The organism is Streptococcus australis (assembly GCF_040226615.1).
Classification (GTDB): Bacteria; Bacillota; Bacilli; order Lactobacillales; family Streptococcaceae; genus Streptococcus; species Streptococcus australis_E.
Window position 1 is genome coordinate 26,206 of record NZ_JBCOAT010000012.1, and the last position, 19,406, is coordinate 45,611.

Below are 19,406 nucleotides of genomic sequence, written 5' to 3' on the forward strand. Positions count from 1 at the left end.
AAACCTCTACATTTTTAGCAACTTGATATAATCCAGACCCCAGTTCTCCACAGCATCTAAGACAACTTTGAATTCCTGCCCTATTTCGGTTAAGCTGTACTCAACTCGTGGGGGAACTTCCGCATAGACCTTTCGTTGAATAATCTTATCCTTTTCTAATTGACGGAGATGACGTGTCAAAATAGTTTGAGTAATCCCAGGCAATAATCTTTGCAATTCTTTAAATCGTTTAGTACCCGTACTCAACTGATAAATGATTACCAGTGCCCATTTCCCTGTTAAAACCCTCTGCGTTGTCGCAAATGGACAAATACCATACTCACTCACTTTATTTGGCATAAAATATCTTCTTTCTATTTTTAAAAAAATTTATCTTTTAGTATCAACAATAGTACTACTTTTGATACCAGCTATCGAAAAAGTGTCTACTTGTTTTTTCGATTGTAACTGTTAAAATTATATCATAAAAAAGAAATGGAGAATAGATGTGTCAACAAACTTAGAAATTTTCAATACTTATAACCAAGCTTTAATTGCTGGTGATTTTCCTGGTGTCTTTGAAACGATGGCAGACGATATTGTCTGGCATCAACCTGGTACTCATAGTATATCTGGTACAGTTGTTGGTAAGGACCAACTAGGATCTCACCTAGCTACATTTGATGAGAAAACTAATGGAACCTTTAAGGTGATAACAAATTGGGTTTCTGATAATAAGGATTTTGTCGCAGCTAATGTTACTTTTCTTGGAACACGGGCTGATGGTACTGAACTCAATATGAACGGGATTGATCTCTTCCGTATTGAAGACGGGAAAATCAAAGAAGTTTGGCTCTTCTCTTCAGATCAAGCTGAAGAAGATAGCTTTTGGGGATAAGCAAAACAGATTGGAAAACTCCAATCTGTTTTTGCTTATACTCATAACTCAGCACTGTAGGCGATAATCTGATCAACCGTATCAGACAAGAACTGAATCGTATCCCGAAGTGGTTTGTCTGTTGAAATATCTGCTCCGATAATCATGGCTGACTCCAGTGGTGTCTTGCTACCACCTGATTTAAGGAGGTCTAGCCAATCTTTGGCTCCGTTTTCGGAGTTCTTCAAATGCAGGTAACCAGCGGTTGAGATAACTAGGCCAGCTGAGTAGGTATAGCTGTATAGTCCCATGTAGTAGTGGCTTTGGCGCATCCAGGTCAAAGCTGCATCGTCATCGATTTCAACGGCGTCTCCCCAGAATTCGGTCAAGACTTCCTTCATGATGCTATTGAGCTTGCTAGCGCCGAAGGTTCCACCTTCTTCAATCAGGGTGTAGACCTTGCGTTGGAAGGCCGCTTCCAACAAGTGGGTGATGAAGTTGTGGAAGTAGGTGTCTGTCAAACGGTGAGCTAGGGCAAAGCGTTTTTGACGAGGATCGTCAAACTGGTGTTCCAAGTAGTCGCTGAGGAGGAGCTCGTTAAAGGTAGAAGGAGCTTCCACATAGTAGGTCGACATGTGGGCGTTGAAGTAGCTTTGGTTGTTATCTGAGAAGATGAATTGACCAGAGTGTCCAATCTCATGAATCAGGGTATAAACATCGCTCATCCGTCCTGTCCAACTCATCAGGACATAAGGATGGACACGGTAAGGATCGGCTGCATATCCACCTGAATCCTTGCCTTCATTAGCAGCAAAGTCGACCCAACGTTCGGTTTGGTAGCGGGCAATTTCGCGAGAATATTCTTCGCCAAGAGGTGCCACAGATTTCATGACCAAGTCATAAGCGTCATCAATGGTGACATCTGGGTTGAGCGCACTGTCCAAGTCCAACTTCCAATCAGCAAAGGTCATTTTCTCAAGGCCGTTGACCTTGGCCACGTGTTTGAGGAATTTTTGAGCGACTGGAGCGAAGTCCTTCATGATCAGGTCAATCTGACGGTCAAACATGGCATGATCCACTTCCTGCTCAGCCAAGAGATAGTCAAAGACAGAGTCGTAGCCTCGCATATCTGCGATTAGTTTTTCAGATTTGACTTGGGCTAGATAGGTAGCAGCAGCCGTGTTTTGGTGTTTGCGAAGACCTTCTGAGAAGGAACGAAAGGCTTTTTCACGGACTTCCGCATTCTCATGGTTCTGGTAGAAGTTTTCATAGGTGACAAAGCTATTCTTGTAAACTTTTCCATCTACTTCAAAATCAGCCATTTCAAAGTCACCTGCCCGCATCTTGGTATAGATGTCTTGCGGTCCGTAGAAGACTTCACCAAGGTTAGTCAGAGTTTTTTCCACATCAGCTCCCAAGTAGTGAGCTTTTTTGATTTTAGCTTGACGAATAGCAGAAGTGAGGTGAGGCAATTGTCCGAGACGTTCCAGGACTTCTTCATCCGCTTCGACTAAGGCATCATCAAAGAAAGAGAGTTCGACGCTCGCCCAAGTTTCGAAATCCATCCCCGCTTGGGCAATTTCTGCAAAAGCTTCATCGCCAAAGTCCGTCGTTTGGGGCATAAAGCTGTAGTTACCAATGTGGCTGAGTTGGATCTGAATTTGTTCAAAGACTGTAAAGGCAGCTTCAAAGTCCTCAAAAGTGTGGAGCTTGCCCTTGTAGTTACGGACAAATTCATTGATTTCTTCGCGAGTCTTTTCGATGGCACGCAAGAAGTCTTCCTGGTCTTGATAGAGGGCTGTGAGGTCCCAGAGTTCGTTCTCAGGAAATTCTGAACGTTTTTTTAATTCCATAGTGTTCTCCTTTTGATCAATTGGCTATACTTAGTATAGCAGAAAAGAGGGCAGAATGATAGGCGAATGGAGGATCTTATCAAAGCCTGACTGATTCAATAAGAAAACAAGGATTTTCTAGCATTTTTACCTTCTTTTGGTATAATAAAATGGAGAAAGTTTTAGGGAGTATATGATGAAAAAAATCTATAAGGTTAGCTTGACAGCGATGACCTTGTTAACTCTGGTGGCATGTGGGCCTAAGCGACGTCCTAGGACGCAACCTTCTACAGTTCAGAGTGAAGTAGCAGATGGAAAAAGTTCCAAGAAGACATCGTCTGGGCATGAGTACTATCAAACAGTTCTTGAACGTTATCAGGCATACTCTAGGGCTATCGAGACAGGTGATAGTGCAGGTCTAGAGACTAAACTAAAAGAAATAGATTCTCAATCTGATGAGTATGTCTATGCCATGTATCTTCAAACTCTGGGGAGTAAACCTAACCTTTCCTATTTTTATATGGATTTGGATAAGGATGGACGGGATGAGCTCTTGATTGGAAACGGCCAAACAGTCTCAGCGATTTATTATCTAAAAGGTCAGAAACCAGAATTATTACATACAGCTTTTGTGGCTTCCTCTGGTGGCTCACGTTCAGGTTTCCAAATTTTTGAGGATGGCTCGGTCATTTATGCTAGCTTTTCGTCTCTTCGACCAGAGGTAGATTTGATCCATTACAAGTTCCAAAAAGGAAAGGTTGAGACTGTCAATCAGATTCAAATAAAAAATGGGGACGGCCAGAAGTCAGAACAAGCCTTAGGGATTACAGCAAAAGAATTGGATCAAGCAAAATTTGAATGGAAAGAACTAGAGACTGGTAAGAAGGCGACGAGCCAAGCAAGCAACTCAGAGCAGCAAACAAGTAGTTTTCAAGTCCGTGTAGGAGTCTCAGACCTTCGGATTCGTAAAGAAGCATCGATCAAGGGAGAGGAAGTAGGAACAATCCCGCAAGGTGTTTACACGATCACAGAGACAGTTTCAGCTGACGGTTATACCTGGGGCAAGCTCCAATCTGGCCAAGGTTGGATCGCGCTTGAATTTACGACGAAAGTGGAAGGTTCTAATACAGCTACTTCAAATAAGCGAAGTGGCGGGATGAATATTCAAGAGATTCAGAACGGTGATTTTTCAAGTATTGCAGGGACTTGGCGAAATGGCTTGGGATGGACTTTGGAATTTGATAGAGATGGTTTGACCGGAAATCAATTTTTTTCAGATGGTAGTGGGGTCGTCAATAACATCAATCCTGATCATGGCTATATTTCTGGAGCTATCCACAGTTCAAAACCGAATACAGCTGGTGGAGCAGCAATTTCGTTTTTGCCAGCAGGAACATCTATCAAACCAGATAGTAACCAAAATAGTGATCCGTCAGATACTAAAAAAGATCGAATTTGGATTGGGCAGCAGTACATTTGGACCCCAGAGGCCTTCTTCTATCGTGTGGATTAACAGAAGAGTCGTTTACCTAGGAAGCGCTTAGTTGTGTAGTTAGTAGAGCCTTCATGTAAACTTTAAAATAGATAGCACCTATATCTAGCTCTAGAATTTTAAAATAAGTGGAAATCAAATATTCCTCGAAAAAGGCTTTTAAAGCCTTTTTCTTTTGGGCTTGAATATGGTAAAATAAAGGTTATACGTGCTTGGATACAAAGATGAGGATATAACATACAGAAAGGCTGTTGAAATCAATAGATTGTGGAGCTATATGGTGGCTTTGGTATCTTGAGTAATTGAATTTTACCCTCATTTCTTAGGAAAAAAGATAAGCTTCCTAGCACTCATCGAGTGCGGCGTCACCTTCCTATTTTTTTACAGAAATGTTCGGCAAGCCGAACCGTCCAAAATATCTTGTGTAATTGAACCCGGCCGAAAAGCTGTGTAAAAAAGATAAACTGTCTTGTCTTCATCGAAGACTTCGTCAGTTTCCTATTTTTACTTTGCTTTTGACGGCCTTTGTATCCTGATTTTTGTAGGCAAGTCGTATAATTTTATCAATCCAAAGGGGATTAAAATGACAAAACAAGTGTTTCAAACGACTTTTGCGGGTCGTGAGTTGATCGTAGAGACTGGCCAGGTTGCTAAGCAAGCAAATGGCTCTGTTGTGGTGCGTTACGGTGAGTCAACTGTCTTGACTGCGGCCGTTATGTCTAAGAAGATGGCAACTGGGGATTTTTTCCCGCTTCAAGTTAACTACGAAGAAAAAATGTATGCAGCTGGGAAGTTTCCTGGTGGCTTTATGAAACGGGAAGGACGTCCTTCAACAGATGCGACTTTGACAGCGCGTTTGATCGACCGTCCAATCCGTCCAATGTTTGCGGAAGGTTTCCGTAACGAAGTACAGGTGATTAACACGGTCCTTTCTTACGATGAAAATGCATCTGCACCAATGGCAGCGATGTTTGGTTCATCCTTGGCACTTTCTATCTCAGATATTCCGTTTGACGGACCAATCGCTGGGGTACAAGTGGGCTATGTTGACGGGGAAATCATCATCAATCCAACGCAAGAACAAGCCGAGCGCTCTCTTCTTGAATTGACAGTAGCAGGTACGAAGCACGCCATCAACATGGTAGAGTCTGGTGCCAAAGAATTGTCAGAAGAAATCATGTTGGAAGCTCTTCTCAAAGGACACGAAGCTGTTAAAGAATTGATTGCCTTCCAAGAAGAAATCGTGGCGGCAGTTGGTAAAGAAAAAGCAGAAGTGGAATTGCTTCATGTCGATGCTGACTTGCAAGCTGAAATCATCGCAGCCTACAACAGCGACCTTCAAAAAGCGGTTCAAGTAGAAGAAAAATTAGCTCGTGAAGCTGCAACTCAAGCAGTAAAAGACCAAGTAACAGCCGTTTACGAAGAAAAATATGCAGATCACGAAGAATTTGATCGGATTATGCGGGATGTAGCTGAAATCTTGGAACAAATGGAACACGCAGAAGTGCGTCGTTTGATCACAGAAGACAAGGTTCGTCCTGATGGTCGTAAGGTCGATGAAATCCGTCCTTTGGATGCGGTTGTTGACTTCGTCCCCCGTGTGCACGGTTCAGGTCTCTTTACTCGTGGACAAACTCAGGCTCTTTCTACCTTGACTTTGGCGCCAATGGGTGAAACTCAAATTATCGATGGTTTGGATCCAGAGTACAAGAAACGCTTTATGCACCACTATAACTTCCCACAATACTCTGTAGGTGAAACAGGTCGTTACGGTGCTCCTGGTCGTCGTGAGATTGGTCACGGTGCTCTTGGCGAGCGTGCTCTTGCTCAAGTATTGCCAAGCTTGGAAGAATTCCCATATGCGATTCGTTTGGTAGCAGAAGTTTTGGAATCAAACGGTTCTTCATCTCAAGCCTCTATCTGTGCCGGTACTCTTGCCCTTATGGCTGGTGGTGTGCCAATCAAGGCACCAGTAGCAGGAATTGCTATGGGTCTCATCTCAGATGGTAACAACTATACAGTATTGACAGATATCCAAGGTTTGGAAGACCACTTTGGAGATATGGACTTCAAGGTTGCAGGTACGCGTGACGGTATTACAGCCCTTCAAATGGATATCAAGATTCAAGGGATTACTGCAGAAATCTTGACTGAAGCTCTTGCTCAAGCCAAGAAAGCTCGTTTTGAAATCCTTGATGTGATCGAAGCAACCATTCCTGAAGTTCGTCCAGAATTGGCTCCAACTGCTCCGAAAATTGATACCATTAAGATTGATGTGGACAAGATTAAGATTGTCATCGGTAAAGGTGGAGAAACCATCGATAAGATCATCGCTGAAACAGGCGTTAAGATTGATATCGATGAAGAAGGTAACGTCTCTATCTACTCTAGCGACCAAGCTGCCATCAACCGTGCTAAAGAAATCATTGCTGGTTTGGTTCGTGAAGCTAAAGTGGACGAAGTCTACCATGCCAAAGTTGTTCGTATCGAGAAATTTGGTGCCTTTGTTAACCTCTTTGATAAGACAGATGCCCTCGTACACATCTCTGAAATGGCTTGGACACGTACCAACCGTGTCGAAGATTTAGTGGAAATCGGAGACGAAGTCGATGTCAAGGTCATCAAGATTGATGAAAAAGGTCGTGTAGATGCTTCGATGAAAGCTCTTCTTCCTCGTCCTCCAAAACCGGAACATGCAGAAGAAAAAGGGGATAAGGGTCATCGTCATGGCGATCGTCCTCGTCACCACAAACCGAGAAAAGACTTTGCCAAAGATGCAGGTCAAGAAACAAAAGAATAAGCAATCAAAAGAAAGGAGCACGGTATGGGATGGTGGCGTGAAACCATTGATATTGTAAAAGAAAATGACCCAGCAGCACGTACCTCACTGGAGGTCCTCTTGACCTATCCAGGGGTTAAAGCATTGGCTGCTCACCGTGTTTCTCACTTTTTGTGGAACCATGGCTTTAAACTCCTAGCTCGCATGCATAGCCAGTTCTGGCGTTTTTGGACTCAGATTGAAATCCATCCAGGAGCGACCATTGCTTCGGGAGTTTTTATCGACCACGGGGCAGGTCTCGTTATTGGTGAGACAGCCGTTGTTGAAAAAGGCGTTATGCTCTACCATGGGGTGACGCTCGGTGGAACTGGAAAGGATACAGGGAAGCGCCATCCAACGGTTCGTGAGGGAGCTTTGGTCTCCGCTCACGCTCAGGTCATCGGACCGATTGAGATTGGGGCCAAGGCCAAAGTAGGGGCAGGAGCCGTCGTTGTATCGGATGTACCGAGTGATGTGACTGTTGTCGGAGTCCCTGCCAAGATTGTTCGTGTTCACGGTAAGAAAGATGAGCCAATCATTCACCAAGAAGAAGAAAAACGCGAATACTACGTGAATAAGATGGAACACGCCAAGGAAGCCAGTCATCGGTCTTCAAGCTTGTAAGGAGATAGCTACGTGATTCAAGCAACCCATACATTGACTGACCACCAACTATTGGAGGTCAAGGCCCTTATTGCAGTCTGTCAGAAGTATGACGGAACTTATCGTGATCCCTATCTCTCCAATATGCTCAATTTTGACCCCGATATGCCTGCCTTTTTCCTTTATTATGAAAAAGGTGAACTTGTTGGCCTATTAACCGTCTATGCAGATGACCAAGATGTGGAAGTAGCGATCCTGGTCCACCCCAATCATCGTCGTCAAGGCATTGCGCGGGCTTTGTATGGAAGTTTTGAGAAAGAAACGGCATCTTATCCAATTGAGTCTGTGACTTTTCAGACAGAGCGTGTTTTTCTAGAGAAGCATCCTGAGTTTGCCAGCAACTGGGGACTGGTCGAGGATGAAGAAACAGAAACCTGGTTAGGTAAGGATAGAAGACCTTATCCGTTAGCAACTGTTTCCAATCTGGACGTTTTGTTAGCAGATCGTTCCTATCAGGATCAAATTAGTCAGTTGAAATTTCAGGCATTTTCAGAGGAACATGAATCTAAAGAAGTTGTGGATAGATATGTCGCTAAAGCTCTGAAGGATCCAGAAAGTCGCCTGTATATTTTGTTAAAAAACGGTCAGGTTATTGGGACTTGTACAGTTGATTTATCGAGTAATACGAATTACCTCTATGGTTTAGCAATAGCTGAGCTTGAACGTGGGCAAGGCTATGGAAGCTATCTAGCAAAATCCCTCGTCAACCAACTCATTGAGCAAAATGACAAGGAGTTTCAGATTGCCGTGGAAGATAGCAATGTAGGTGCCAAACGTTTGTATGAAAAGATTGGCTTTGTCAAACAGACTCAGGTGGTTTATTTGAATGCGAAAGTGTAGGAACAGAAAGGAAATGAAGCGTGTTAAAAATTTATGATACCATGTCTCGTGATTTGCGAGAATTTGTCCCCATCGAGGAAGGAAAGGTTCGCATGTATGTTTGTGGGCCAACAGTTTACAACTATATCCACGTTGGGAATGCCCGTTCAACGGTAGCCTTTGACACGATTCGTCGCTACTTTGAGTACCGTGGCTACGAAGTTGCCTACATTTCCAACTTTACAGATGTGGATGATAAGATCATCAACCGTGCCAAGGAAGAAGGGATTACGCCTCAGGAGGTGGCAGACAAATATATCGCTGCCTTTCGTGAAGATGTGACGGCTCTTGGAGTGAAACCTGCAACCCGTCATCCTCGTGTGGTTGAGTTTATGGATGACATTATTCGCTTTGTTACCGACTTGATCGAAAAAGGCTATGCCTACGAGAGTCAAGGAGATGTCTATTTCCGTGTGGAAAAATCTCATAACTATGCCAAATTGGCCAATAAAACTTTGGAAGACTTAGAGCTAGGTGCTTCTGGTCGGACAGATGAAGAAACGGCCCGCAAGGAAAATCCAGTCGACTTTGCCCTTTGGAAAGCTGCCAAACCAGGTGAAGTTTCTTGGGAAAGCCCTTGGGGACCTGGTCGTCCTGGCTGGCACATTGAGTGTTCGGTCATGTCAACGGGGATTTTAGGCGATACCATTGATATTCACGGTGGTGGAGCTGACCTTGAGTTTCCGCACCATACCAATGAAATCGCTCAATCAGAAGCCAAAACAGGCAAAACTTTTGCCAATTACTGGATGCACAATGGCTTTGTTAATATCGACAATGTCAAGATGTCCAAGTCCTTAGGTAACTTTATCACTGTGCATGATGCATTGAAGACAATCGATGGCCAGGTGCTTCGCTTCTTCTTTGCGACCCAGCACTACCGCAAGCCCATTAACTTCACAGAAAAAGCGGTGCGCGATGCGGAGACCAACCTCAAGTATTTAAAAAACACTTATGAGCAACCGTTCACAGGAGAAGTAGATCCAGCAGACTTGCAAGGCTTTGTGGACAAGTTTATCGCGGCGATGGATGAAGATATCAATGCCGCGAACGGGATCACCGTTGTCTTTGAATTGGCTAAATGGATCAATTCAGGTCATTACAACCAAGACGTCAAGGAGGCCTTGGCAAAGATGTTAGAAGTCTTTGGAGTGGTCTTTGTCGAAGAAGTCCTGGATGCAGATATTGAAGCCTTGATCGCTGAACGCCAAGAAGCGCGGGCTAAGAAAGATTTTGCGAGAGCAGATGCGATTCGCGATGAATTGGCTGCGCAAGGAATCAAGCTCTTGGATACAAAAGAAGGTGTAAGGTGGACACGTGATTGATGTCAATCTGATTAATGGGATTGCCCTAGCCTTTGAGGGAGATGCGGTCTATTCCATGTATATCCGTAAGCATTTGATTTTGCGAGGGATGACCAAGCCTAACAAACTCCACCAGACTGCAACTAGGTATGTCTCTGCCAAGGCTCAGGCTAATCTGATTGCGATGATGCTTGAGGAAGATGTTTTGACAGAGAAAGAAGTCGAAATCTATAAGCGCGGTCGCAATACCAATAGCCACACCAAGGCCAAAAATGCGGATGTCGTGACCTATCGCATGTCGACGGGTTTTGAAGCGGTCATGGGTTACTTGCACTTGACAGATGAAAACAACCGCTTAGAGGAATTAGTAGCTTGGTGTATCCAAAAAGTGGAAGAAGGGATAAAGTAGTGAAAGATATCAGAGAGTGGTTCCCTCATGCTGAGTTGACGGATCAACCGACTCCTCCAGCGGGTTTTGTAGCCATCCCTCTTCAGGCCCAGCAATGGCTACAACTGAAAGAAGAAGAGTTGACGGAGAGAGAAAAGCAATTGATTGCCTGGTTGGGCAGTGTGGAAGATCTTGCTCCCAATCCTTGGTACCAATACCTGATCGATGGGAAGGGAGAAACCCCTCAAGTCATCAAAAAAATGCAACTTGTCTATTGCCACCTCTCACATTCGACAGCGGAAGGAACGGCTTCCTGGTTAGAGATGATGCAGACACTCTTGCCCAACTTTCGAGCAGTCTTGCAGCTGAGTGGGCAGGACTATGTACTCATTCTGGACCAAGAGCAGTCGCTGCCTGTAGCTGCTATCTTAAAAGATACCGTATCTGCTATGGAGTATGACTTTAATCTTCGCTTATCCATCATGGTGGGGCAGGTATGGACCGAGCCTAAGGATTGGAGACTGTCTTCAGTCATTCGAACAGAACGAGCAGTCTTTAGAGGCTGGATCCGAGAAGGGCATCAAGGTGTTTACCACTTTTCTCAACTCTATCTGTGGGGAATCGAACAGGAAGATTTGGATCTACAACCTATCAAAGAACGCTTGCGTCAGTTGATTGCGAGTCAAGATCAGTTGCAGGATATCATTGTTGCCCTCTGGGATAATGGGGCAGTTGTGACCAAGGCGGCCCAGCAACTCTATCTCCATCGCAATTCCCTTCAATATAAGATGGATAAATGGGAGGAGCTAACGGGTCTCCAGTTAAAAAATCTGACAGATCTAGCCCTTTGTTACCATTTGGTCTTACAAGATGTGATGTAAGGGAATGAATCAAGAGTTTTGTGCAAGTTGCACAAAACTCTTTTTCTTTTTTGTGAGACCTGCCATAGATTTGTAAAGCGTTTTCATTTACAATAGAATTATAAACATCAAAGGAGTACCATCATGGTAGAATTAAATCTTAAAAATATTTACAAAAAATACCCAAACAGCGAACACTATTCAGTTGAAGACTTCAACTTGGACATCAAAGACAAAGAGTTTATCGTTTTCGTAGGTCCTTCAGGATGTGGTAAATCAACGACTCTTCGTATGATCGCTGGTCTTGAAGACATCACAGAAGGTGAATGTTCCATCGATGGCACTGTTGTAAACAACGTGGCACCGAAAGACCGTGATATCGCCATGGTATTCCAAAACTACGCTCTTTACCCACACATGACTGTTTATGATAACATGGCCTTTGGTTTGAAATTGCGTAAATACAGCAAGGAAGATATCGACAAACGTGTACAAGAAGCAGCTGAAATCCTTGGATTGAAAGAATTCTTGGATCGTAAACCTGCTGACCTTTCTGGTGGTCAACGTCAACGTGTGGCCATGGGACGTGCCATTGTCCGTGATGCAAAAGTGTTCTTGATGGACGAACCTTTGTCAAACTTGGATGCTAAACTTCGTGTATCAATGCGTGCTGAAATCGCGAAAATCCACCGCCGTATCGGAGCTACAACCATTTACGTAACTCACGACCAAACAGAAGCGATGACATTGGCTGACCGTATCGTTATCATGTCAGCTACTAAAAACCCAGCTGGTACTGGTACAATTGGACGTGTGGAACAAATTGGTTCTCCGCAAGAAGTGTACAAAAACCCAGTTAACAAATTCGTAGCTGGATTTATCGGAAGTCCTGCGATGAACTTCATCAATGTAAAATTGGAAGGTGGACACATCGTTGCCAATGGATTGAATTTGAAAGTTCCTGAAGGTGCTTTGAAAGTCTTGAAAGAAAAAGGCTATGATGGTAAAGAATTGATCTTTGGTATCCGTCCAGAAGACGTGAACACAGAAGCTGCTTTCCTTGAAACTTTCCCAGAATCAGTCGTGAAAGCAACCATCTCAGTGTCTGAGTTGCTCGGTTCAGAATCTCACTTGTACTGCCAAGTTGGTGACAACGAATTTATCGCAAAAGTAGATGCGCGTGACTACCTTGGAACTGGTGAAACAATCGAACTTGGATTTGACTTGAACAAAGCTCACTTCTTCGATAAAGAAACTGAAAAAACAGTATACTAATACCTACTGACACTATAGAGACTGAGACGATTTGTCTCGGTCTCTTTCATTTTAAGGAGACAAGACATGGAAAAAGATTGGTGGAAGGGGAAGGTCGCTTACCAGATTTACCCAAAAAGCTTTAAGGACAGCAATGGCGATGGTGTTGGTGATTTAAAAGGAATCACGGAAAAACTCGATTACCTTCAACAGTTGGGGATTGATATTCTCTGGTTATCGCCTGTTTACAAGAGCCCTTTTATTGATCAGGGATATGATATTTCCGATTATTATGCCATTGACCCCCTTTTTGGGAGCATGGAAGATATGGAAGAGTTGATTGCGGAAGGTAAGAAGCGAGGGATTTCTATCATTATGGACTTGGTGGTTAACCATTGCTCCAGTCATCACGAGTGGTTCCAAAAGGCTTTAGCGGATCCAGATGGCCCTTATGCGGATTACTTTTATTTTATCGAAAGTGACAAAGAACCCAACAACTGGGAAAGCTACTTTGGGGGCAGTGTTTGGGAGCCGGTTCCTGGCACCAACAAATACTATCTTCATTCTTTCCACAAGGATCAGCCAGATCTCAATTGGCAAAATCCTGTCTTGCGCGAAGAAATTTACAGGATGATCAATTGGTGGTTGGACAAGGGAATCGCGGGCTTCCGGATTGATGCCATCATCAATATTAAAAAGGATTTAGAATGGCGTTCGCTTCCGTCCGATCGTAACAATGGCCTGGTTCCAGTACCGGAGTCTCTAGTGAATGCCCAATCGATTGAACCTTTCTTGCAAGAGTTAAAGGAGCGAACCTTCGCCAAGTACAATGCCTTCACAGTAGGGGAAGTGTTCAATGAAACCGATGAAGAATTGCATTTCTTCATTGGAAAAGACGGTGTCTTTTCTTCTATCTTTGACTTCAAGCAAACCTGCTTAGGGCAGGAAGGAAAGGGCTGGTTTGACCATACTCTTCCAACAGCGGAAGAACTCAAGGAAAGTATTTTCCAAGCGCATGAGCGTGCAGATAGGATTGGTGTTCTCTCGACCATCATCGAAAACCACGACGAACCTCGTGGAGTGTCCCATTATATCGCAGAAGGTCCAGTAAACGACACCAGTAAAAAAGCCCTGGGAACCATTCAGGTTTTGCGCAAGGGAATTCCGTTTATCTATCAAGGTCAAGAAATTGGAATGGAGAACCAAGTCTTTGAATCAGTGGAGGACTTTGATGATATCGCGACCATCAACGGCTACCACGTTGCTAAAGAAGCTGGTTTGAGTGAGGAAGAAGCCTTAGCAGCGATTGCCAACTATAGCCGAGACAATGCGCGGACACCGATGCAGTGGTCAGCGGAGCCAGGTCTGGGCTTTAGCGATGGACTAGCCTGGTTGATCAGTCCCAAACCAGATTATTCCATTAATGTGGAAGACCAGGAAAAGGATCCAGATTCTATTTTGAATTATTACCGCCAGCTGACGGCCTTGTATCGCCATCCCCTCTATGGAAATACCATCCGGTTTGGAGATATGATCCCAGCTTATCGGGACCGCGAGAATATCATCGCCTTCGAACGCCGGGGGGACAAGCGTCTCTTGGTAATCAGCAATTTCCAAAATCGCCAGACTAGCTTGGAGTTGCCAGCTCCGATTAAAACGGTCGTTTTAAATAATACCGCAGGGTTGTTCCAAGAAGGAGACCAGGTATTAGAATTGTCCCCTTACCAAACCATCATGCTGGAATTGGTGGAATAGAAAGAACCTTCGCAAACGCGAAGGTTCTTTTCATATCATCCAAGTCTAAACCTGGAACTTATTCCACTTCTTTCTTTTTCAAGAGGAGCATGCCTCCGCTAACGGCTAGCAAGAAGCTTGAAAGAACAAAGTGTCCGGTTGAGTGATCTCCAGTTTGTGGCAACTGCGCCTTGGCTGGATTTTCTTGGAATCTTTGTCCCACTTGGTAGGTCAAGGTTTGTGCGCTTTCCTCAGCTTCAGCTGCGGTTTCTTTTTGTGGAAGGAGAACTTTAGTAGTGTCCTTCTTAGCCAAGATTGGCTGTGGAGTGGTTGTTTGGTTATGAATTGGAACCACCACTTGATCTGGTTCTTTAGCTGGAACGTAATCCATCAAGCTAGCCAACTTGCTGCCAAAGATCGCGTTGGTTACCCAGCGGAAGAAGTGGACAGGGTGTTGGCGATTGGTTGGATTTCCGGCATAGACAAAGAGTGGTTGGCCAAGAAGTTCTCCAGAGATGGCCATGACCTTATTGGCTAGGACTTCATTTTTTGGCCACCAGCCAGCAATGTAGTAGTCGCTTGAAGCGATGCTCATCAAGGTTTTGAAGTTGCTTGGAACTTTTTCAATCCAGTTTCCTGAGTTGGAGTAGAAGAGGGCGTTCTTCTTGTAACCGCTGGTCAGTGGATCTTGGTCATCGATGATGGCCTTCATCAAGCCTTCGTAGTCACTGCCACCTTTTAGTTTTTCAGCATCAAAGCCTGCAAGAACTCCCAATTTTTCTAGTTTCTGCATGGCTTCCCCGCCGATGACGAGAGTTGGTTTCTTGCCGAAGATGGAGGCATCGAAGCGATTGTTTTCAAGAACAATAACATCTGCTTCATCAGGAGTGTCGACGATTTGGAAACCTAATTTTTCAAGAACCAGACTAGTATGAGCCGGTGCGTCTACTCCAGTCCAATCGTAGTGATAATTAGGCGAATAGATCTTCAATGGTTTCAAGGTTGGACCGTTTGGAACCTTGTAGAGGGCTTCGCCGTAGATAGCGTAGTTTGGTAGGAGCGATGCAAAAGTATCACGGTCAACGATGTAGCCATCATCTGTTAGGTAAACAGATTTGCCTTGGGAAATCGCCTTGTTTACTGCTTGAACAGCGCTGGCTGATGTATTGGCAATGACGTAGTAAGGTGCCTTTGGATCGATCTCAGAGGTTCTAGTCGCGCGAGTAGTTGTGACTTCTCCAAGTTTTCCAGCAAAGAGACCGTCCTTGAATACAGGTTCTGCCTTGAAGCCTTTCATATCAGGGAAGTTTACGAGAAGTTCCGCATACATGGCAGCCCAGGCGGATTCATTAGAACCTTTATAGAGAATATGGTTGGCATAGCCCCGTTTGGCTTGGGCCATATCAATGACTAAGTCCCCTTTTTTGTAGTTACCTGTATCTTCTTTGAGTTCTTTAACGAGGACACCGTTTCGTTTGAAGTAGTCGATCATATTGAAGGCTTCTTGAGCGTCATTGTCCTTGTCGAGTCCCATTGGGATAACATAATAGTCAGGGAAGAATTTCGGACGACCATTCTTCAGACGACCGACAACTTCACCAGTTGGTCCTACTAATTCATTTTCTGCTTTTGGATCTTCAATCTTGTTGAGACCACGTAAGTAGAAGTTGAGCCGCATCTCAAGGAGTTTGTCTGGATCTTGGTTGAGGAAGTCAATGCCGCCGAGGACAGCATTACGACCAGCATAATAAGATTCCTGGTTGGATTCTGGTATTTCAATGGTGTGGCCCAAGATGCCGTGATAGACAGCATAGACACCTGTATAACCAGAGAAGGAATCATCCCAGCCATCTCCCCAATCCAGTTTTGGAATGATGTAGCTGTCGTATTTGGAATTGGCAACTCCTGCGCGGCCCATATGGCGGGCATTTTCTAGCATGAGGTTGGACATGAGGTCGTATTCAAAGTTCGGATCATGTGGAGGTGTTGCAGGCTCAATCAAGAATTCTTTGACAAATCCATGGATATCATAGAGAGCAATTGGATTCCACTTGTTGATCATTTGGATGACGGTACGCACTTCTGGGTTTGTTTGGTAGCTGGCATCGCGATTGGGATCCAGTCCATTGGCCAAAGCACGCAGGTTGAGAGCATCCCCATCAGGGTTTTCCGTGAAGTCAAACAAGAAGATAAATTTGTTTAGGAGAGTTGGGATGTCCAGAGTTACATTCTTGACGTTACCAGCTTCGTCTGTCGTTTTAAAAGTGACTTGATTTTCTGTAGCGAAGGTACGGAAGAGACCAGTGATGATGTCAATCCCAGGTTGTTCATCCGCATGCGTATTATGAACCAGGACAGGCAGTTTGTAATCCAAGGTCTTGTCCTTCAGAGCTGCCAACATCTCGCTTGGTTTTGTGAGAGCTGTTGGATTGGTAGATGAGAGGTAGTGGTCAATACTTGCTTGGTCCTTACTCACAATTCCCATCTTCATATCACGGCCTTGAGCACTCTTACCAAGAGTTTCAAGCTGAACTAGACGGTCCGTTTTGGCTTCTGCCTTTGTCTGCTCAATGGAAGCTAGCATTTCCTCGTGGGTATGGAAATCTTTATATGGACGGAAGGTTAGATTCTTGCGAATAGTCAGCCCAAGATCTGAACTAGTTCCGACTAAAGTATGCTCGCCAATATAGTTCCGATAGGTCCGACGGATATTATTAGGGCTCCGAAGGCTTAAATCTTCGCCAAAGAGTTCCTTGACAGTAAAGGTCAGATCCAAATCGTTTCCGTTTTTGTTCTCTTCAACTGTGATAAAGGGATCTTTGGAAAGAGTTCCTGTCTCCATATCCCAAGTTTTCCATTCTTCCAGTGGTTTGTCGTCCAAGGTCCAGTTGATCTTTCCAACAGCCTGAGCTTGATCCTTGACGGTATCCGTTAGCGTTCCCTTTTCAGACATGTAAACAGGGCTGTCACTAAGGCTGATGGCAGGATCTGCGTTTGCTGCTCGCTCTGTTACAGGGGCTTCTACTTTGGTCGTAGGACTAGCAGTGTTTGAAGCGGTAGACGAGCTTGCTACTGCGCTAGCTGAGCTAGGACTTGCTTCCACAGGGCTTGGTGCAACTTCTGTTGCTGAGTTAGGACTTGCCACTTCTGATCCAGTAACTGGACTAGCACTAGCCTCCTCTGGCTTGAGGACGTTTTCGACAGGTGCGGCAGGACTAGCTGGTTCAACAGTGTCCGCAGCAACTTGACCTTGTGCGAGGAAGGCTAAGAGGACCGCGGTAGAGATACTGAGTACGTTTGTGTACAAACGCTTTTTATAAGAAGAATGCATAAAGAGACCTCCTTTGTTCTTTGCATGTATGCACCCCTATCATAACACTTTATGGCAGCGCTTTCAATATATAAGAAGGTTTTTCTGATTAAAATTCATTCCAGATTAATAGCAAAGAAAAAGCTGGGAAAAACTTCCCAGTCTCTTATTTGATGTATCTGAAGAAGACCTTATGCTTGCAGTTCCTCCTGGTAATTTTGATAGAATTCCACCTTGATGGAAATGAAGGTTTCAAGGTCTCGGAGGAGTTGCAAAAGGGTCGCTCGGGTTTCAAATTCTTGACGAAATCGAGGGAGAGGCCGTTCACGAAAGACTGCTAGATAGCGATTGATTTCATCAAGCAGGAATTGAGCTGGATTTTCCTGACTGAGCTGGCTGGCTGTTTTTGCAAAGAGTTGGGCCAAAATAAGACTCTCGCTCGCGGCTAATTGACAGTTATTGACGTTGTTGGCCATGTCTCGCAGGATATTATTTTGACGCTTTCGCATCTCAAAATAGTGGATATGGTAGTTGGTCTGGTGGAAGAGGTGGTTGGAATGGTCTAGATACACTAGATCGAGTGCTTCTTTTAAAATGGTATCTAGCTCACGAATCAAGCTGGCATCGTTGCTCCCATCTCCTTTTCCGAGAAATTCTGCAAAACGGTAAAGAATCTTTTTGAGTTGCTCCTCGACAATTTCGTGATAGCGATCAATTTCTTCCTGTCGAGAAGGCATATAGAGATTGGCAAGGAGAGCAAAGCTGGTTCCAATCAGGAAAATGGTAACCTCATTTCCCAATAAAGCTATAGAAGTGGATTTTTCTAGCAGGAGATGGGTAACCAGGACAGAGCTTGGTGTGATGCCGATTTCCCAGCCTTGTAGAAAAGCGAGGGGAACATAAGTGGCTAGATAAAAACCAAGGGCCCAGAGATTGTAGCTGAGAATCTGAAAGGCTAAGCTGCCAAGGAATAGGGCGAGAAGCATGGACATAAAGCGGTTGTAGGCTAATCTAGCTGTACTTCGACGGGTATCGGTAATGCTGAGGATGGCAATGATCCCCGCAGAGGTGGCGTAGGTCAGACCTAAAAACTCTGCAAGCAAGATGGCCAAACAGGTGGCGAGGACCATCTTGATGGTTCGGTGAATAAGTGGCATAATGCGGATTCTTTCCTTTTTCTAAACTAGTTTTATTATACCACAAGCAAACTGGGCTACTCCAAATGTTTCACCAGATATGGCAATTGTGTTATACTAGTTTCATGGAAAAAAACGATATTGTTTACGGTGTTCATGCCGTCACAGAAGCACTGATCGCAAATACAGGAAATAAATTGTATATCCAGGACGATTTGCGTGGAAAAAATGTAGAAAAAATCAAGGATCTGGCAGCAGATAAAAAGGTGTCCATTTCTTGGACTCCTAAGAAGACCTTGCAAGAGATGACAGAAGGGGCTGTCCACCAAGGTTTTGTCTTGCGGGTTTCGGAATTTGCCTATACGGACTTGAATGAGATCTTGACCCAGGTTGCTAATCAAGACAATCCCCTGCTTTTGATTTTGGATGGTTTGACCGATCCGCATAACTTAGGATCCATTCTCCGAACAGCCGATGCTACTCAGGTAGCGGGAGTCATCATTCCCAAGCACCGTGCTGTTGGGGTGACCCCAATTGTCGCCAAGACCTCAACTGGAGCAGTGGAACATGTCCCCATTGCTCGGGTGACCAACCTTAGCCAAACCCTGGATAAGCTCAAAGAAGCAGGTTTTTGGATTTTTGGAACCGATATGAACGGGACGCCTTCTCACAAATGGAATACCAGTGGGAAGCTAGCCCTCATCATTGGAAACGAAGGCAAGGGCATTTCGACCAATATTAAAAAGCAAGTGGATGAAATGATTACGATTCCGATGCAGGGCCATGTCCAAAGTCTGAATGCTAGTGTCGCAGCAGCGATCCTTATGTATGAGGTCTTTCGCAACAAACTATAGTAGAGGAAAATCGTAGTAAGGAGGCA

The 19,406-nt window shown here is 44.5% G+C and carries 15 protein-coding genes; 11 read left to right on the forward strand and 4 right to left on the reverse strand.

The genetic code is table 11. From position 1 onward, the window contains the following. Positions 1-6: 6 nt before the first annotated feature. Complete coding sequence (locus tag ABT997_RS09370; protein WP_006595586.1) at positions 7-339, reverse strand: winged helix-turn-helix transcriptional regulator; 333 nt, start codon at positions 337-339, stop codon at positions 7-9. 148 nt (positions 340-487) lie between these two features. Between ABT997_RS09370 and ABT997_RS09375 the strand changes: the two genes are divergently transcribed. Beyond that, a complete protein-coding gene (locus ABT997_RS09375; RefSeq protein WP_350019225.1) occupies positions 488-877 on the forward strand; it encodes a nuclear transport factor 2 family protein in 390 nt (129 codons plus the stop codon). A gap of 41 nt (positions 878-918) precedes the next feature. On the opposite strand, the gene pepF is transcribed toward ABT997_RS09375, so the two are convergent. Continuing rightward, complete coding sequence (gene pepF / locus ABT997_RS09380) at positions 919-2,709, reverse strand: oligoendopeptidase F (RefSeq protein ID WP_350019226.1); 1,791 nt, start codon at positions 2,707-2,709, stop codon at positions 919-921. 175 nt (positions 2,710-2,884) lie between these two features. Here pepF and ABT997_RS09385 point away from each other — a divergent pair, with 175 nt between their 5' ends. From ABT997_RS09385 to ABT997_RS09425, 9 genes are all read left to right on the forward strand, one after another. After that, positions 2,885-4,201 (forward strand): DUF6287 domain-containing protein, encoded by a 1,317-nt coding sequence (locus ABT997_RS09385; protein ID WP_350019227.1) that lies wholly within the window; start codon positions 2,885-2,887, stop codon positions 4,199-4,201. Between the two features lie 562 nt (positions 4,202-4,763). Then, positions 4,764-6,980 carry a polyribonucleotide nucleotidyltransferase gene (pnp, locus tag ABT997_RS09390; protein ID WP_347088288.1) on the forward strand — a complete coding sequence of 739 codons (2,217 nt, stop codon included), beginning with the start codon at positions 4,764-4,766 and terminating at the stop codon, positions 6,978-6,980. Positions 6,981-7,004: 24 nt separating this feature from the next. Then, positions 7,005-7,622: a serine O-acetyltransferase gene (gene cysE / locus ABT997_RS09395; RefSeq protein WP_195347738.1), complete on the forward strand. Its 618-nt coding sequence runs from the start codon at positions 7,005-7,007 to the stop codon at positions 7,620-7,622. Positions 7,623-7,634: 12 nt separating this feature from the next. Next, the gene (locus ABT997_RS09400) at positions 7,635-8,501 is read left to right on the forward strand and encodes a GNAT family N-acetyltransferase (RefSeq protein WP_350019228.1); all 867 of its coding nucleotides are present in this window, start codon (positions 7,635-7,637) and stop codon (positions 8,499-8,501) included. Between the two features lie 20 nt (positions 8,502-8,521). Continuing rightward, entirely contained in the window at positions 8,522-9,865 is a 1,344-nt protein-coding gene (gene cysS / locus ABT997_RS09405) for a cysteine--tRNA ligase (protein ID WP_350019229.1), read from the forward strand. Then, positions 9,858-10,253, forward strand: coding sequence for a Mini-ribonuclease 3 (locus ABT997_RS09410; RefSeq protein ID WP_350019230.1), 396 nt, complete (start codon positions 9,858-9,860; stop codon positions 10,251-10,253). Before cysS ends, ABT997_RS09410 begins: the two co-directional genes overlap by 8 nt. Further along, complete coding sequence (locus ABT997_RS09415; protein WP_350019231.1) at positions 10,253-11,113, forward strand: PucR family transcriptional regulator; 861 nt, start codon at positions 10,253-10,255, stop codon at positions 11,111-11,113. Before ABT997_RS09410 ends, ABT997_RS09415 begins: the two co-directional genes overlap by 1 nt. Positions 11,114-11,236: 123 nt before the next feature. Next, positions 11,237-12,367 carry an ABC transporter ATP-binding protein gene (locus ABT997_RS09420; RefSeq protein WP_006595597.1) on the forward strand — a complete coding sequence of 377 codons (1,131 nt, stop codon included), beginning with the start codon at positions 11,237-11,239 and terminating at the stop codon, positions 12,365-12,367. Between the two features lie 66 nt (positions 12,368-12,433). Then, positions 12,434-14,101: an alpha-glucosidase gene (locus tag ABT997_RS09425; protein WP_350019232.1), complete on the forward strand. Its 1,668-nt coding sequence runs from the start codon at positions 12,434-12,436 to the stop codon at positions 14,099-14,101. A gap of 58 nt (positions 14,102-14,159) precedes the next feature. Here the strand turns inward: ABT997_RS09425 and ABT997_RS09430 are convergent, their stop codons facing one another. Next, positions 14,160-17,411, reverse strand: a complete 3,252-nt coding sequence (locus tag ABT997_RS09430) for an LPXTG-anchored zinc carboxypeptidase (RefSeq protein WP_155125082.1) — start codon at positions 17,409-17,411, stop codon at positions 14,160-14,162. Between the two features lie 170 nt (positions 17,412-17,581). Further along, a complete protein-coding gene (locus ABT997_RS09435) occupies positions 17,582-18,547 on the reverse strand; it encodes an aromatic acid exporter family protein (protein ID WP_155125083.1) in 966 nt (321 codons plus the stop codon). A gap of 104 nt (positions 18,548-18,651) precedes the next feature. Between ABT997_RS09435 and rlmB the strand changes: the two genes are divergently transcribed. Beyond that, positions 18,652-19,380: a 23S rRNA (guanosine(2251)-2'-O)-methyltransferase RlmB gene (rlmB, locus tag ABT997_RS09440; protein ID WP_155125084.1), complete on the forward strand. Its 729-nt coding sequence runs from the start codon at positions 18,652-18,654 to the stop codon at positions 19,378-19,380. The last annotated feature ends 26 nt before the right edge of the window (positions 19,381-19,406 follow it).